Origin of the sequence: Pectobacterium cacticida (assembly GCF_036885195.1) — a bacterium.
Classification (GTDB): Bacteria; Pseudomonadota; Gammaproteobacteria; order Enterobacterales; family Enterobacteriaceae; genus Pectobacterium; species Pectobacterium cacticida.
In genome coordinates this window covers 2,716,564-2,732,394 of sequence record NZ_CP133656.1, presented here as the reverse complement: position 1 = coordinate 2,732,394, position 15,831 = coordinate 2,716,564, and the positions used below count along the sequence as shown (strand labels likewise).

Here is a 15,831-nt window from a genome sequence, read left to right as displayed (position 1 = left end):
TTGCTGTCGTTACAGTGCAATAGTTATCGCGCTGTTAAGAATAACCGTATGGTTAATATGCCCGTTATCATGAAGCTAACGTTGTATTGCCGCATCACTCGTCTGCCCTATGATTGCTCCGCAATCATGTTGCACCGTTAAAGCGCGAGATTGCCGCTTTTGCAGTTTAAAAATAGCTGGTTGTTAATTAGTTGAAATGAAAATGTTTGTTTTTTGCGATATCGCCCGCACCAAAGGGTTGCAATGTTAGGTTAATGCACCACAAAAGTGCACCTATTGCACCTAAAAAGCACTCTGGACTGGCGCAATATCCTCAAAAAATCATGAAACAGTCATTTACATCATAATAACAGGCAAATACTATGCCATAAATGAAAAAGGCATGCAAAAGCATGCCCTTAGCGCAGTGGTGAACGCAATTATCTGCGGCGTAGGTAGGAAAAAACCGTCAGACTACCGCCCAGTAAAGTAATAATCCAGAGCGGCCAGGAACCGAAACGTGCATAAGGCGTTAGCCCGGTTGCTGGCACCACCTGTGTGTGAAGTACTGCGCGCGTAAATTGCGGTAGACTGGCGCTAATGGCACCATCAGGTGTAATCACCGCAGTGACGCCGTTATTGGTGCTACGTACTAGCGGTCTCCCTAATTCCAACGCACGCATGCGAGCCATCTGGAAATGTTGCCATGGGCCGATTGAGTGACCAAACCAGGCGTCATTCGATAGAGTAAGTAGAATATCGGTATCAGCTCGGAAATTATCACGTAACTGCTGGCCTAAAATGACTTCGTAGCAAATAGCGGCGTTAAGTTTGAGACCCTGCACAGAAAGTGGCGGTTGAATATAATTTCCGCGGCTGAATGAGGACATCGGGAGATCGAAAAACGGCGCTAGCGGACGAAGCAGGCTTTCGAGGGGAACGAATTCGCCGAAAGGCACCAGATGGTTTTTATTGTATCGATTGGCAGTAGGGTAGTGATAGGGTGCTTTATCTCCCAGAACGATAACTGAATTATAAAAGTCGGTTTTATTCCCTTCATGTCGAATGTCGACAATACCTGTGATCAGGCTACTATTGCGGCTACGCAGTATATCGTCAATTTGCCTTAAGTATATGCCTTGACGGCTTTCAATATCGGGGATTGCCGTCTCTGGCCAGATGACGATAGCGGCTTTATCGATATAGGGGAGGCTCTCATCCAGATAGATCTTCAGCGTGTTAGACAGCTCATCCGGCTCCCATTTCACGGTCTGCGGAATGTTGCCTTGTACCAGCGCAACATCGACGGCACGTTCCGGTTGCAGGGTGTACCACGGTATGCTGCGTAGCGGCCACGATAAAGCAAAGACACCGATGGTAATGGCTGCCGGGGCAATTTTGCGCTGATGGATCGTGTAAACGAGCAGACCGCTGAGGCTCATCAATAAAAAGGTGATGGCATCGACCCCCAGGATAGGCGCGATCCCCTTAAGTGGGCCGTCAATTTGACTGTAGCCAAATTGCAGCCACGGGAACCCCGTAAGCACCCAACCGCGCAAAAATTCGGTTATTTGCCAGAGCGCCGGGGCAGTCAGAGCCAGGCGGAACAGCGTCGTCTTCGGGCTCAGCCATGAAATCAGGAGGGAGAACAGTAAAGGATAGAGCGATAAATAAGCGGCAAGAAGGACGACCAACGCAACATTGACGAGACCGGGCATTCCACCGAATTGCGCGATACTAACGTAAACCCAGTTAATACCACTACCAAACAGACCCAGTCCCCAGCAGAAACCTATCCAGGCCGATTGACGCATTGTTCGGTCTAACGTCAGCGCCTGTAAGCCCATGAGCGAAATAATCGCCGCGGGCCAATAATCAAAGGGAGAAAAGGCCAGTATGCCACAGGCGCCAAATAAGAGCGCCAGCAGGGCTTTGACCTGCTGGCGTTGTAGAAGAGAAGCGACAGCCGTTGCCAAATTATTCTTCCAGTTTAGGTTGAGGGGCATCGTCAGGGATTCTGACATGAACCTGAATAATACGGCGGCTATCCGCCATCGCAACCTTAAACAGGTAACCTTCTATGTCGATAGTTTCGCCACGGGCCGGAAGATGCCCAAAAGATTGCATAACCAGGCCACCTATGGTGTCAACTTCGTCGTCGCTGAACTGAGTACCGAAAGCCTCATTGAAGTCTTCAATATCTGTTAGAGCACGAACAGTATAGGTTTGACGATTCAATTGGCGAATGTCTCTATCTTCTTCATCGTCATACTCGTCTTCAATTTCGCCCACGATCAGCTCAAGAATGTCTTCAATGGTCACCAGGCCGGATACGCCGCCGAATTCATCGACGACAATCGCCATATGGTAGCGCAGTGAGCGGAATTCATTCAGCATCCGATCAACACGTTTACTTTCAGGCACCACAACGGCGGAGCGTAACACTTTGTCCATACTGAAAGGGGCGGAATTACTGCGCATAAACGGCAGGAGATCCTTCGCCATCAGGATACCTTCAATATGGTCTTTATCTTCGCTAATAACAGGAAAGCGGGAGTGGGCCGATTCAATAATGACGTCCAGACATTCTTCCAGCGTTTGGTCACGTTTCAACGTCACCATTTGCGAACGGGGGATCATAATGTCACGCACTCGCTGATCGGCTATGTCCATGACACCTTCGAGCATATCCCGCGTTTCGGGATCGATCAGGTCATTCTGTTCGGAGTCACGAATCAGCGTTAATAAATCGTTGCGATCTTTGGGTTCGCCGTGAAAAAGCTGATTAAGAATAAGAGAAAAGAAGCCCTTCTTAGGACTGGGGGCATCGCTATTTTGAGAATGGTCGTCGCTCATGCGTTTTAATTAACATCACTCTTGTTAAGGGATTATTACCAGCTACTGGAAGCGGCACAGTGGCTGACGTGTAGTAAATTCGAATCTGATATTGGGATGGCCCTGAAATATTTCAAGTCAGTCAATCGGGCTCTCTTTCTCTGCCAGATAAGGATCGGCATAGCCCATACTTTGCATGATTTCAGTTTCCAGCGCTTCCATTTCTTCGGCTTCGCTGTCTTCAATGTGATCATACCCTAGCAAATGCAGGCTACCATGGACAACCATATGCGCCCAGTGCTCTTCTACGGTTTTTTCCTGCTCGGACGCCTCTCGTTCGACGACCTGACGACAGATGACTAAATCACCAAGTAGAGGAAGTTCGACTTCCGGTGGCGCTTCAAAAGGAAACGATAGCACGTTAGTCGGCTTATCTTTATTACGATAAGTATTATTCAAATGACGACTTTCGGCTTCATCCACGATACGGATAGTTACTTCGGCGGTTTCCTGAAATTGTGGTAAAACGCCTTCTAGCCAGCGTTGAAAATCCTTCTCGTCCGGTAGTCCCTGCGTGTGTTCACTGGCGATTTGTAAATCAAGAATCACCTGACTCATTTTTGCTCCTGATCTGAAACCGTAACCTGCACTTCAGGTTTACGCCGTTCTGCGATGGCCTCTTTACGTTTCTGCTCGGCGTTTTCCCACGCTTCATAGGCATTTACAATGCGTGCAACGACCGGATGGCGAACCACATCTTCGCTGTGGAAGAAGTTAAAGCTAATCTCGTCCACATCCGCCAATACTTCAATTGCGTGGCGTAAGCCGGATTTTAAATTCTTTGGCAGGTCGATCTGCGTGACGTCACCGGTGATAACCGCCTTTGAATTAAACCCAATACGGGTGAGAAACATTTTCATCTGTTCTATGGTGGTGTTCTGGCTTTCATCCAGAATAATGAAAGCATCATTCAGCGTGCGCCCACGCATATAAGCCAATGGCGCGACCTCAATGACGTTGCGTTCGATGAGTTTTTCGACGCGTTCGAAGCCTAACATCTCAAACAGCGCATCATAGAGCGGACGTAAATATGGATCGACTTTCTGACTCAAATCACCAGGCAGGAAACCCAGTTTTTCCCCTGCTTCAACGGCGGGGCGTGTTAACAGAATGCGGCGAATATCCTGACGCTCTAAAGCATCTACAGCGGCAGCGACGGCTAAGTAGGTCTTCCCCGTTCCTGCCGGACCAATACCGAATGTGATGTCGTGATCGAGGATATTAGCGATGTACTGCGCCTGATTTGGCGTGCGCGGTTTGATTACACCGCGTTTGGTGCGGATATTGACTACTTTGCCATAATCGGGAATATGCTCCACAGATTGTTCCAGAACACGCGATTCTTTAATCGCAAGGTGAATTTGCTCGGGATCGATATCACCAATACCACCGTGTATCGGCGCTGTATCGACATACAGTCGTTGTAGAATATCGGCAGCAGTCTGTGTCAGAAAACTTTTACCGATCAGCTTAAATTGGTTATCTCGACGGTGGATTTCGATGCCTAAGCGACGCTCTAGCTGTTTAATATTGTCGTCAAACGGACCGCAAAGGCTGAGCAAGCGCTGGTTATCCGCAGGTTCAAGAGCAATTTCTTTCGTCGTTACGTTCAAATTATTCCTCATGGATATTACGGTGCTGGCATTGGTATACCGTGAACAACACGAACTGAGCGAGTATCGGATGGGCTGATGTATTCGCCATTACGTGATTATTCATCCTGACGGCCAGATACTGCAAGCTACAGTGATAATATTGGGATGCTGCTTCGCAAAAATATGGGTAAGTGTAACAAAATTAACACTGATTATGGCAGGCTGGGCCAGCCTGCCATAAAAAGACAGAGATTGGCTCCGTCCGTTTTTACGTTAAAACCGAAATAAATGCGATTACGGCTGGTAAAATCCGACGCCAATTTCATTCTCTTTACGCGTACGGGCAATCACCGAGGACGGTGATTCGTGTACGCGCAGATCCATCTGATCTTCAGTTCGCACTACAATACCGCGCAATGAATTGGTATAAACATCAACGATTTCTACATCGACAAATTTGCCGATCATATCCGGTGTGCCTTCAAAGTTGACAACGCGGTTATTTTCCGTACGACCTGACAGTTCCATGACATTCTTGCGCGAGGTGCCTTCCACCAAAATACGCTGAACGGTGCCTAACATCAGACGACTATAGCGCATTGCCTGCTGAGTGATCCGTTCTTGCAGAAGATATAGGCGCTGCTTTTTCTCTTCTTCTGGCACATCATCAATCATATCCGCTGCGGGTGTCCCCGGGCGGGCAGAATAAATGAAACTGTAGCTCATATCGAAATTCACATCGGCAATTAGCTTCATGGTTTGTTCAAAATCAGCCTGCGTTTCGCCGGGGAAGCCAACGATAAAATCAGAACTGATTAGGATATCAGGACGTGCTTTGCGCAACTTACGGATGATCGCCTTGTATTCCAGAGCGGTGTGACGACGTTTCATCATGGTCAATACACGGTCAGAACCGCTTTGTACCGGTAGATGTAAAAAGCTTACCAGCTCCGGCGTGTCTTCATAGACGCTGATAATATCGTCGGTGAATTCAATCGGATGGCTGGTAGTAAAGCGAATACGGTCAATCCCGTCAATGGCGGCGACCAGACGCAGTAATTCAGCAAAAGAGCAGATTTCGCCATCATAAGTCGCGCCGCGGTAGGCGTTGACATTTTGTCCCAGAAGATTAACTTCACGCACGCCCTGCGCTGCCAGTTGAGCGATTTCAAATAGCACATCATCGCACGGGCGGCTGACCTCTTCGCCTCGCGTATAAGGCACGACGCAAAATGTGCAGTATTTATTGCAGCCTTCCATGATGGAGACAAATGCCGTTGGCCCCTCGGCGCGCGGCTCCGGCAGGCGGTCAAATTTCTCGATTTCAGGAAAACTGATATCAACGATGGGGCTACGAGTCCCCTGAACGTGATTAATCATTTCCGGCAAACGGTGTAAAGTTTGTGGGCCGAAAATAACGTCAACGTAGTGCGCACGTTCACGAATATGCGCGCCCTCTTGTGAGGCAACACAGCCACCAACGCCAATAATCAAATTTGGATTGAGATCTTTCAGCGCCTTCCAGCGCCCCAGTTGATGGAACACCTTTTCCTGCGCCTTTTCACGGATCGAACAGGTGTTGAGCAACAGAACATCGGCTTCTTCAGCGATCTCAGTCAGCTCAAAGCCGTGCGTACTTCCCAGTAAATCGGCCATCTTAGATGAATCGTACTCATTCATCTGACAACCCCAGGTTTTAATGTGCAGTTTTTTTGTCATCGACTTGCCATTACTCAGTGCGGATAAGGAAGATTCCCCTTAGTTGGGCTGGGTATTGTAATCGTTCGCTAACGTTGTGACCAGCGCCGGAAATAACCGACTTGATAACCCTTGCCCGTTTGGAATGGTGCGCCTTTTGTGAAAAATCAAACGCAAATCCAGTACACTGTTTTCATGCATTTTTCATCGGTTAGGCCGATATGAAAAGAGGAAGTTTTACTATGAGTGTCGATGTAATCGTGGTGGGCGGCGGAATGGTGGGCGCTGCAGCGGCGCTTGGGCTGGCACAACAAGGATTTCAGGTTGCCGTCGTTGAGCAGGATATACCTTTGCCGTTCGATAGCGCCAGTCGGCCAGACCTCCGGGTTTCGGCGATTGGCTATGCATCGGTGGCGTTGTTGCAAAAATTAGGCGTATGGCAACGAGTGCAGCGGATGCGTAGCGCGCCTTACCGTCGCCTGGAAACCTGGGAGTGGGCGAATGCCAGAGTGGTCTTTGATGCTGCCGATATCCAGTTGTCCGAGCTGGGTTTTATGGTGGAAAATCGCGTGCTGCAATTGGCGCTCTGGGAAGCTCTGCAGGAGGAGCAGCGTTGCCGCTGTTATTGCCCGGCTACACCGCAAAGCCTGCACCGCTCGAACGATGGTTGGCATCTACAGCTCGCAGACGGGCAAAAATTAACGGCTCCGCTAGTAATTGGCGCCGACGGCGCGAACTCTCAGGTTCGCCAATGGGCTGGAATTGGTATTAATGGTTGGCAATACCATCAATCATGTATGTTGATCGGTGTTGAAACATCTCAACCCCAGCAAGATGTGACCTGGCAGCAGTTTACGCCAAGCGGTCCACGGGCGTTTTTACCGCTCTTTGACAGATGGGGAACGCTGGTATGGTACGACAGTCCGTCGCGTGTGCGTCAACTTCAAGCGATGTCGCTTGCCCAGCTTGATAAGGAAATCGTGGCGGCGTTTCCCGATCGATTGGGGCCAGTTAATGCCTATGCTGCAGGCGCATTTCCATTGGTCCGACGCCATGCGCAAACCTATATTAAACCTGGATTGGCGCTTTTAGGGGATGCTGCGCACACTATCAACCCACTGGCGGGGCAGGGGGTTAATCTGGGCTATCGCGATGTCGAGGCATTACTGGATGTGCTGAATAATGCGCGTAACGCGGGAGAAGCGTGGGAGACTGAGAGTGTATTGCGCCGTTATCAGCGTCGTCGCAGGCCAGATAATCTGATGATGCAAAGTGGGATGGATCTTTTTTATAGCGCCTTTAGTAACGATTTGCCGCCGCTACGCATTGCACGCAATATGGCGTTGATGATGGCGCAGCGCGCTGGTGTATTGAAACAGCACGCATTGAAATATGCCATTGGCGTTTAATGGACCATAGGGACACCGTTGCTAGGGCACCCGGCGGGGTGGTGTAAAATCACGGTGTACCCGCCACTCTCCGGCGTAAAGCAATATGGCCTGTCCCGCAGATTCTCACCTGACATATAGCGATATCAAGGCTCGTCTGGATATGGCTGCCGCCACTTTGCCGCCATTCATAAGAAAACGGGGCGACGTCTTTCGACTGTCGCCCCGTAACTTGCTGTTTTACCAGCTTTATTTGGCTGGGGTACGAGGATTCGAACCTCGGAATGCCGGAATCAGAATCCGGTGCCTTACCGCTTGGCGATACCCCAAAAATGTGGTGGCTACGACGGGAATCGAACCTGTGACCCCAGCATTATGAGTGCTGTGCTCTAACCAGCTGAGCTACGTAGCCAAATCTACTACCATTGCTGCATTGTTTCAACAAAATCTTTTGCTATCAAGTAGATGGCTGGGGTACCTGGATTCGAACCAGGGAATGCTGGTATCAAAAACCAGTGCCTTACCGCTTGGCGATACCCCAACAGAGCAGCCGATTTTCCCGCGTACAACTAAAATGGCTGGGGTACCAGGATTCGAACCTGGGAATGCTGGTATCAAAAACCAGTGCCTTACCGCTTGGCGATACCCCAATCACTGCAAAACAATATCAGACTTCAAAAATGAAACCATCAGACTTCAAAAATAAAGCTGAGCCAAGAAGATAGTGGTGCGGGAGGCGAGACTTGAACTCGCACACCTTGCGGCGCCAGAACCTAAATCTGGTGCGTCTACCAATTTCGCCACTCCCGCAAAAAAAGATGGTGGCTACGACGGGAATCGAACCTGTGACCCCAGCATTATGAGTGCTGTGCTCTAACCAGCTGAGCTACGTAGCCATCTTTTCCGTGTCACCTTCATCGGCTTTGCGGGGCGCATTATGCGGAGTTGGCCCAATTGCGTCAACAAATTTTTTCCCGAAAAGTAGCCTCAAGGTATCGTTTGTTTGGGTTATGAACAGTATGGTGAGAAAAACGGCAAAATGCCGACTTTTTCAATAACCCATGTGTAAAAACGGGTCATGAATGACCCGTTTGGTCGTGCCAATCCGTTGAATTATTGGTAGGCAGATTGGTGTACACCAACCGCCCGGCCTGAAGGGTCATCCATTTTTTTGAAAGATTCATCCCACTCGATGGCTTTCGCTGACGAACAGGCGACTGACGGGCCGCCGGGTACACATTCCGCAGCGCTAGGGACCGGGAACAACTCTTCGAAGATCTCGCGATACAGATAGGCTTCTTTTGAGCCGGGCGTGTTATACGGGAAACGGAAGTGTGCCGTTTCTAATTGTTGATCGCTAATCTGTTTAGCAGCCACTTCTTTCAGCGTGTCGATCCAGCTGTAGCCAACGCCGTCAGAGAATTGTTCTTTCTGGCGCCATGCAACACTATGCGGCAGATAGGATTCAAAGCATTCACGCAAGATATGTTTTTCCATCTTGCCGTTACCACACATTTTGTCACGTGGGTTAATACGCATGGCGACATCGAGGAAGTTTTTGTCCAGAAATGGCACGCGCGCCTCTACGCCCCAGGCCGACATTGCTTTGTTCGCGCGTGCGCAGTCATACTGATGGAGCGCCAGCAGTTTACGTACCGTCTCTTCATGCAACTCTTTGGCGTTTGGCGCCTTATGGAAATAAAGATATCCGCCGAACACTTCATCAGAACCTTCGCCGGAGAGCACCATTTTAATGCCCATTGCTTTGATTTTCCGTGACATCAGGTACATGGGCGTTGAGGCGCGGATAGTGGTGACATCGTAGGTTTCGATGTGATAGATCACGTCGCGGATCGCATCCAGCCCTTCCTGTACGGTGAAGTGAATTTCGTGGTGTACGGTGCCCAAATGGTCAGCGACTTCCTGCGCTGCTTTCAAATCCGGCGCACCTTCCAGTCCGACGGCAAAAGAGTGCAACTGAGGCCACCAGGCTTCGCTACGGGCGTCGTCTTCTACACGACGAGCCGCATATTTTTTGGTAATCGCAGAGATAATGGAAGAATCTAAGCCGCCAGAGAGCAACACGCCGTAAGGAACATCGGACATCAGGTGACTTTTTACGGCTTCTTCCAGCGCTTCACGCAGTGCGTCTTTATCCGTTTCATTGTCTTTGACTGCGTCGTAATCAAACCAATCGCGGTGATAATATTCGCGAATTTCGCCGTCTTGACTCCATAGATAGCTGCCAGCCGGGAATTCTTTAATCGTGCGGCAAACCGGCACCAGTGCCTTCATTTCAGAAGAGACGTAGAAGTTACCGTGCTCATCGTAGCCCATGTACAACGGAATGATGCCGAGATGGTCGCGACCAATCAGGTAGGCGTCCTTTTCACTGTCGTACAGGACAAAAGCAAACATACCTCGCAGTTCATCCAAAAAGGCCGGGCCTTTCTCCTGATATAGCGCGAGGATGACTTCACAGTCTGAACCTGTCTGAAAGCTATAACGGTCGCCATATTGTTGGCGTAATGCCTGATGGTTATAAATCTCGCCGTTAACGGCGAGAATGTGGGTGCGCGCCGCATTGTAGAGGGGTTGAGCGCCGGTGTTGACATCAACGATAGATAGACGTTCGTGGGCCAGGATGGCTTTATCGCTGGCATAAACGCCGGACCAATCTGGCCCGCGATGACGCATTAAACGAGATAATTCCAGTGCTTTCTTACGCAGTTCAGCCGGATCGCTTTTCAGATCAAGCACCCCAAAAATAGAACACATATACCACTCCCAATAATGACAAATTCAATTGCTGTAACGTTGATTTAGCATCAAAACGCTATGAAAATTCAATATTACTTAATGAAAAAAGTTGATTTCCCGATATTTCGATAATTATTTCGCTATTCTGATGATGATTGTTTAATTTTGATGGGCGGAATGGTTAGGTTTTTAGCGATTACATAATCATGTCAAAATCAACATTACGTGTGTTCAAGCAACTGTTGCAGTAAAACGCCATTTAACATGGCCCGTTTAGCCAGTGCAAATGCGCCAATAGCGGAAAGATGATTAAGACTGGATGTGACAATCGGCAGGTTATGACGAAATTCTTTTAACACCTGCGTATTGATACAACGTTGGATCGCAGGCGTGAGTGTTTTTTCTGCTTGAGTAATTTCTCCGGCAATCACCACCTTTTGCGGATTGAACAGATTGATGGCGATAGAGAGCGCCTTGCCGAGAGTGATTCCCGCGTGTTCAATCACCTCCTGCGCCAGAGGATCGCCACGATTCGCTGCCTTACAAATGGCCGTAATTGTAACGTCATCAACAGAAAGCTTGCTGGGGTAGCCCTGACGCAGTAGGTGATGTGTTCGCTGTTCAATAGCCGTATTGGATACGACAGTTTCTAAACAACCAAAATTGCCGCAGTGACAGCGGTTACCAAGAGGATCGATCTGAATATGGCCAATTTCACCCACATTGCCATTACTGCCGAGGAAAATTTTGCCGTTTACCAGGATGCCAGCTCCCGTGCCCCGATGAACACGAACCAGAATGGAATCCTGTGAGTCACGGGTAGCGCCGAAATAGTGCTCCGCCAGTGCTAAACTGCGGATGTCATGGCCGATAAAACTCGTGATAGTAAATTGACGTTGCAAGTTATCTACCAGTTGCCAGTTATTCACGCTAATGTGCGGCATATAGCGAACAATACCAGCCTGCGGATCAACCAATCCCGGCAGCACAACAGAAATTGCAATGAGTTCGCGAATGCGGTGCTGATGATGAGCGATGAAATCGCTAATAGCCTGGAATAGGGCCGATTCCAGCGTGTCTTGTGTGTTTTCTTGTAATGCGTAATGTGCTTCTTCCAGCGCCTTACCCTGTAGATCGTACAGCGCGATAGTGGCATCGTAGCGGCCAAGGCGCACGGCTATCGTTTGAAAAAGGCGATTTTCCGTAATAATGGAAATGGCGCGCCGACCGCCGGTAGACGCTTGCTGATCGACTTCTTTGATCAGACCGCGCTCCAGAAGTTGACGAGTAATTTTCGTGACGCTGGCGGGGGCAAGTTGGCTCTGTTCTGCGATTTGAATGCGCGAGATCGGGCCATGCTGGTCAATCAGGCGATATACTACCGCGCTGTTTAATTGTTTAACTAAATCGACATTCCCTATCTGCGCCTGTTCGCCAGTGGTCATGAAAAAGTACTCGCTTCTTTTATCAATATATTGCTTCGCCAACGTGAAGTTACCCGAAGTGGAATACCTGGGGTGACATCGCCATGCGCTAAACGTTTTACGCTATCCCCAAACAGGGTTACCGTTAACAAACGTCTTGACAATGCGATAATCACGGTCAAAGGCGGTCAGGTTTGCCACTTTACCGCTTTCAATACTGCCTAATTGCTTATCGACGCCAATGGCGCGAGCGGGATAAAGCGTCGCCATTCGGATGGCTTCATCCAGTGCGATCCCTGCGTATTTGACGCTGTTGTGTATGGCATCGATCATTGTCAACGCAGAACCACTTAGGGTGCCATGTTCATCGACGCAAATGCCATCGCGGTAGTATATGGTTTTCCCGGCAAAAATGAACTGGTCAATATCTGCGCCCGCAGGTGCCGTCGCGTCAGTAACCAGCACGAGTTTATCGCCCTTGATCCGCTTGCTATTGCGAATATTGGCCCAGTCGACATGTCGCCCATCCGCAATAATACCGCAATAGACTTCCGGAGCATCGTAAACCGCGCCAACCAGACCAGGCTCACGTCCAGTCAGTGGCGGCATGGCGTTGAACAAGTGAGTCGCAAAACGAATACCGGCAGCGAAGCCGCGTTTTGCCTGTGCCCAGGTAGCGTTGGAATGCCCGGCGGAGACGATAATACCTGCCGCCGTCAGTTGGTGGATAACCGACGGATCGACTTCTTCCGGTGCGAGCGTGATTTTTGTAATGGCATCCGCATTGGCACAGAGAAAGTCGACGAGTTCCCGCGTTGGCTTGCGGATAAAATGGAGGTCGTGCGTGCCTTTCTTAATCGCGTTTAGCCACGGCCCCTCAAGGTGTAGCCCTAGCGCTTGATGCTCATTTTGCAATAACCACGCTTTCATGACGTTAATGCCGTGTTTTATACACGCGTCGCTGGAGGTAATTAGCGTGGGTAAGAAACTGGTACAGCCTGAACGCTGGTTTGCCTGTTGCATGATTTCCAACGTTTTAACGGAAATGGCGTCCAATGAGTCGTTGAACTGCACGCCGCCGCATCCATTCAATTGAAGATCGATAAATCCCGGTGCGAGAAACGCGCCGCTGAGATTATGTTGAACCATGCCTGTAGGCAATTCGGCAAGCGGGCAAACTCGCTCGATTAGCCCATCGGCAATCACAACGGCGTGATTGTCCAGAATCTGATGACCGGTGAAAATCCGGCTGTGGGTTAACGCGTACATCATCGACTCCCGCATCGGTTAGAGGTTTTTCATACTTTCCGTTTCTAACTCACGGAAATATTTGACAGTCTTTACTTTCAATTCCATCGTCGAAGGCTCATCGCACACCATGATGGCTTTAGCATGAAGTTGCAGACAACTGATAGTCCACATATGGTTGACGTTACCCTCTACCGCAGCCTGTAACGCTAATGCTTTATTGCGACCGGTCACCAGAATCATTACTTCTTCGGCATCCAGTAGCGTACCGACGCCCACGGTGAGGGCAAATTTAGGCACCTGACTGACGTCCCCGCCAAAGAAACGAGAGTTCGCGATGCGGGTTTCTTCCGTTAACGTTTTAATGCGGGTGCGGGAGGCCAGAGATGAGGCGGGCTCATTGAAGGCGATATGCCCATCATTGCCTACCCCCCCCATGAAAAGATGGATTTTCCCGTAGGACTTTATTTTCTCTTCATAGCGACGACATTCTGCTGTGGTGTCTTCTGCGTTTCCATTCAACAGGTTAATGTTTTCACGCGGAATATCAACGTGGTTGAAAAAATTCTGATACATGAAAGTATGATAGCTTTCTGGATGATCGGGCGGCAGGCCGACGTATTCATCCATATTGAAAGTGACCACATGTTTGAAGCTCACCAGACCAGCCTGATGCATGGCGACCAGAGATTTATAGGCTTCCAGCGGTGAACTTCCTGTCGGCAACCCCAGGACGAAAGGGCGGTCGGCCGTAGGCTTGAAAGACGTAATTCTCTCGACGATATGACGGGCGGCCCATTTCCCCACGTCGGCGGCGGTAGTTAATGGAATGAGTCTCATCATGGTTCTCCTGAAGTCTAGTGGATGTGAATACGCGATGGTATGCGCTGCGGCAGTGAGCGTGCCCGCGTCGTAAAATTACTTTACTCTGTTTTTTTTATTCTTGAAATAAGATCGGAATTTAATTAGGTATAAACTTTAAATATGCCTTTTTTTAGTGGTTTTTATCACATAATTATCGAGTTTAATTTGCGGAGCGAATTATTTTGTTTACACTCCTTTTCAATCACCGTCATCACGATCTTTTGTAACATTTTTTCAGCAGCGGAGTGGATTGGCAGGTTAGTTTGCATCGCAATATTTCATTCATCTCATAATGATATAGAGAGGGAAAGGTGAGTATTCTAAATTATTTACAAAAAGTCGGCCGGGCACTGATGGTGCCCGTCGCGACGCTGCCTGCTGCCGCTATCCTGATGGGGATAGGTTATTGGATCGATCCGGTTGGCTGGGGAAGCGAGAATGCGTTGGCGGCACTTCTCATTAAGTCGGGCGAGGCGATTATCGGGCACATGGCGGTGCTGTTCGCGGTCGGTGTCGCTTACGGCATGTCGAAAGATAAAGATGGGGCGGCGGCATTGACCGGTTTTGTCGGCTATCTGGTGCTGACTACGCTGTGTTCACCGGCCGTTATCGCCATGATCCAACGGATCCCCGTTGAGCAAGTGCCTGCGGCATTTGGTAAGATTGAAAACCAGTTCATCGGGATCCTGGTCGGTGTGATGTCCGCTGAACTGTATAACCGCTTTAGTCAGGTTGAATTGCCTAAGGCGCTGTCATTCTTCAGCGGACGTCGCTTAGTTCCTATTCTGGTTTCTTTCCTGATGATCCTGGTGGCGTTCATTTTAATGTACGTCTGGCCGGTGATTTACAATGCGCTGGTGTCGTTTGGCGAACATATCCAACAACTGGGATCGGTAGGTGCTGGGGTTTATGCCTTCTTTAACCGCTTGCTGATTCCTGTTGGGCTGCATCACGCACTGAACTCCGTGTTCTGGTTTGACGTTGCGGGTATCAACGATATTCCTAACTTCCTGGCTGGCCAGCAATCTATTGATTCAGGGAAAGCTGTGGTGGGGATCACCGGGCGTTATCAGGCTGGCTTCTTCCCGATTATGATGTTCGGTCTGCCGGGAGCGGCGCTGGCGATCTATCACTGTGCCCGTCCTGAGAACAAAAGCAAAGTAGCCGGAATTATGCTGGCGGCGGGATTTGCGTCTTTTTTCACTGGGATCACCGAACCACTGGAATTTTCATTCATGTTCGTGGCACCGGTGCTGTATTTCCTGCATGCGTTGCTGACCGGTTTTTCCGTCTTCGTCGCGGCTAGTATGCACTGGATTGCCGGTTTTGGCTTTAGTGCGGGTTTAGTGGATATGGTGCTGTCTTCGCGTAATCCGTTGGCTACCGAGTGGTACATGCTAATACTTCAGGGGCTGGTATTCTTCGTTATTTACTATGTGGTGTTTCGCTTTACCATCATGCGCTTCAATCTGTTAACGCCGGGACGTGAGCTGGCTGTGAGCGGTAGCGAAGCGGATGGATATGATAAGAATACCGCGCCTGCGAGTGAGAAATCAGGCGATACCACGGCGTTAGCGCGAGGATATTTGCAGGCATTGGGTGGAAAATCCAATCTGATAGCTATCGATGCGTGTATTACACGTCTACGTCTAAATGTGGCCGATGCGTCTCTGGTTGATGATGAGCAGGCTAGGCGTCTCGGCGCGGCTGGGGTTATCCGTTTGAATAAGCAAAGCATACAGATTGTTGTGGGCACACAGGCTGAAGCGATAGCAACCGCGTTGAAAGCGGAATATAACAGCGTTTCGTAGAGCAATCTTGCTGGTTTTGCGACCAGATGGCGTTGATGGCATTCATTGGGTGAGGTGAGAGCCTCACCCATTCCCTTTGGGGAATAATTAAATGAAACTAACGGTTGTTTCCCAGCGTAGCTTGTTGGATCATTGCTAGTTATACGTCGTTTTAGCATTGAGGAATGAA

11 protein-coding genes and 6 tRNA genes are annotated in these 15,831 nt (G+C 49.4%); 2 read left to right on the top strand and 15 right to left on the bottom strand.

Annotated features, from left to right (window positions below):
* Nucleotides 1–419: 419 nt before the first annotated feature.
* The 5 genes from lnt to miaB form a co-directional block, all read right to left on the bottom strand.
* Nucleotides 420–1,955, bottom strand: coding sequence for an apolipoprotein N-acyltransferase (lnt, locus tag RFN81_RS12630; RefSeq protein WP_319800179.1), 1,536 nt, complete (start codon nt 1,953–1,955; stop codon nt 420–422).
* Between the two features lies 1 nt (nt 1,956).
* Entirely contained in the window at nt 1,957–2,835 is an 879-nt protein-coding gene (gene corC / locus RFN81_RS12625; RefSeq protein WP_264496169.1) for a CNNM family magnesium/cobalt transport protein CorC, read from the bottom strand.
* Between the two features lie 117 nt (nt 2,836–2,952).
* The gene (ybeY, locus tag RFN81_RS12620; protein WP_264496168.1) at nt 2,953–3,432 is read right to left on the bottom strand and encodes an rRNA maturation RNase YbeY; all 480 of its coding nucleotides are present in this window, start codon (nt 3,430–3,432) and stop codon (nt 2,953–2,955) included.
* Nucleotides 3,429–4,487 carry a PhoH family protein gene (locus tag RFN81_RS12615; protein WP_264496167.1) on the bottom strand — a complete coding sequence of 353 codons (1,059 nt, stop codon included), beginning with the start codon at nt 4,485–4,487 and terminating at the stop codon, nt 3,429–3,431. Before RFN81_RS12615 ends, ybeY begins: the two co-directional genes overlap by 4 nt.
* 276 nt (nt 4,488–4,763) lie before the next feature.
* The gene (gene miaB, locus RFN81_RS12610) at nt 4,764–6,188 is read right to left on the bottom strand and encodes a tRNA (N6-isopentenyl adenosine(37)-C2)-methylthiotransferase MiaB (RefSeq protein ID WP_264496166.1); all 1,425 of its coding nucleotides are present in this window, start codon (nt 6,186–6,188) and stop codon (nt 4,764–4,766) included.
* Nucleotides 6,189–6,409: 221 nt separating this feature from the next.
* Between miaB and ubiF the strand changes: the two genes are divergently transcribed.
* Nucleotides 6,410–7,576 carry a 3-demethoxyubiquinol 3-hydroxylase gene (ubiF, locus tag RFN81_RS12605; RefSeq protein ID WP_264496165.1) on the top strand — a complete coding sequence of 389 codons (1,167 nt, stop codon included), beginning with the start codon at nt 6,410–6,412 and terminating at the stop codon, nt 7,574–7,576.
* Between the two features lie 233 nt (nt 7,577–7,809).
* Here the strand turns inward: ubiF and RFN81_RS12600 are convergent.
* From RFN81_RS12600 to nagB, 10 genes are all read right to left on the bottom strand, one after another.
* Nucleotides 7,810–7,884: transfer RNA gene (locus tag RFN81_RS12600), tRNA-Gln, on the bottom strand.
* Between the two features lie 6 nt (nt 7,885–7,890).
* Nucleotides 7,891–7,967: transfer RNA gene (locus RFN81_RS12595), tRNA-Met, on the bottom strand.
* A 54-nt stretch (nt 7,968–8,021) separates the two neighbouring features.
* A tRNA-Gln gene (locus tag RFN81_RS12590) sits at nt 8,022–8,096 on the bottom strand.
* Nucleotides 8,097–8,130: 34 nt separating this feature from the next.
* A tRNA-Gln gene (locus RFN81_RS12585) sits at nt 8,131–8,205 on the bottom strand.
* A 75-nt stretch (nt 8,206–8,280) separates the two neighbouring features.
* A tRNA-Leu gene (locus tag RFN81_RS12580) sits at nt 8,281–8,365 on the bottom strand.
* A 9-nt stretch (nt 8,366–8,374) separates the two neighbouring features.
* A tRNA-Met gene (locus tag RFN81_RS12575) sits at nt 8,375–8,451 on the bottom strand.
* A gap of 217 nt (nt 8,452–8,668) precedes the next feature.
* Nucleotides 8,669–10,333 carry an asparagine synthase B gene (gene asnB / locus RFN81_RS12570; protein ID WP_264496164.1) on the bottom strand — a complete coding sequence of 555 codons (1,665 nt, stop codon included), beginning with the start codon at nt 10,331–10,333 and terminating at the stop codon, nt 8,669–8,671.
* Nucleotides 10,334–10,536: 203 nt separating this feature from the next.
* A complete protein-coding gene (gene nagC / locus RFN81_RS12565) occupies nt 10,537–11,760 on the bottom strand; it encodes a DNA-binding transcriptional regulator NagC (RefSeq protein ID WP_264496163.1) in 1,224 nt (407 codons plus the stop codon).
* A gap of 102 nt (nt 11,761–11,862) precedes the next feature.
* The gene (gene nagA / locus RFN81_RS12560) at nt 11,863–13,008 is read right to left on the bottom strand and encodes an N-acetylglucosamine-6-phosphate deacetylase (RefSeq protein WP_264498960.1); all 1,146 of its coding nucleotides are present in this window, start codon (nt 13,006–13,008) and stop codon (nt 11,863–11,865) included.
* Between the two features lie 18 nt (nt 13,009–13,026).
* Nucleotides 13,027–13,827, bottom strand: a complete 801-nt coding sequence (gene nagB / locus RFN81_RS12555) for a glucosamine-6-phosphate deaminase (protein ID WP_334513644.1) — start codon at nt 13,825–13,827, stop codon at nt 13,027–13,029.
* A gap of 335 nt (nt 13,828–14,162) precedes the next feature.
* Here nagB and nagE point away from each other — a divergent pair, with 335 nt between their 5' ends.
* Nucleotides 14,163–15,662, top strand: coding sequence for an N-acetylglucosamine-specific PTS transporter subunit IIBC (gene nagE, locus RFN81_RS12550; protein ID WP_264496162.1), 1,500 nt, complete (start codon nt 14,163–14,165; stop codon nt 15,660–15,662).
* The last annotated feature ends 169 nt before the right edge of the window (nt 15,663–15,831 follow it).

What these genes read in the sequence shown, in the direction of transcription:
- corC (WP_264496169.1), bottom strand. Translation starts at nt 2,835, where the DNA reads ATGAGCGACGACCATTCTCAAAATAGCGATGCCCCCAGTCCTAAGAAG.
- ybeY (WP_264496168.1), bottom strand. Translation starts at nt 3,432, where the DNA reads ATGAGTCAGGTGATTCTTGATTTACAAATCGCCAGTGAACACACGCAG.
- miaB (WP_264496166.1), bottom strand. Translation starts at nt 6,188, where the DNA reads ATGACAAAAAAACTGCACATTAAAACCTGGGGTTGTCAGATGAATGAG.
- ubiF (WP_264496165.1), top strand. Translation starts at nt 6,410, where the DNA reads ATGAGTGTCGATGTAATCGTGGTGGGCGGCGGAATGGTGGGCGCTGCA.
- asnB (WP_264496164.1), bottom strand. Translation starts at nt 10,333, where the DNA reads ATGTGTTCTATTTTTGGGGTGCTTGATCTGAAAAGCGATCCGGCTGAA.
- nagC (WP_264496163.1), bottom strand. Translation starts at nt 11,760, where the DNA reads ATGACCACTGGCGAACAGGCGCAGATAGGGAATGTCGATTTAGTTAAA.
- nagA (WP_264498960.1), bottom strand. Translation starts at nt 13,008, where the DNA reads ATGTACGCGTTAACCCACAGCCGGATTTTCACCGGTCATCAGATTCTG.
- nagB (WP_334513644.1), bottom strand. Translation starts at nt 13,827, where the DNA reads ATGAGACTCATTCCATTAACTACCGCCGCCGACGTGGGGAAATGGGCC.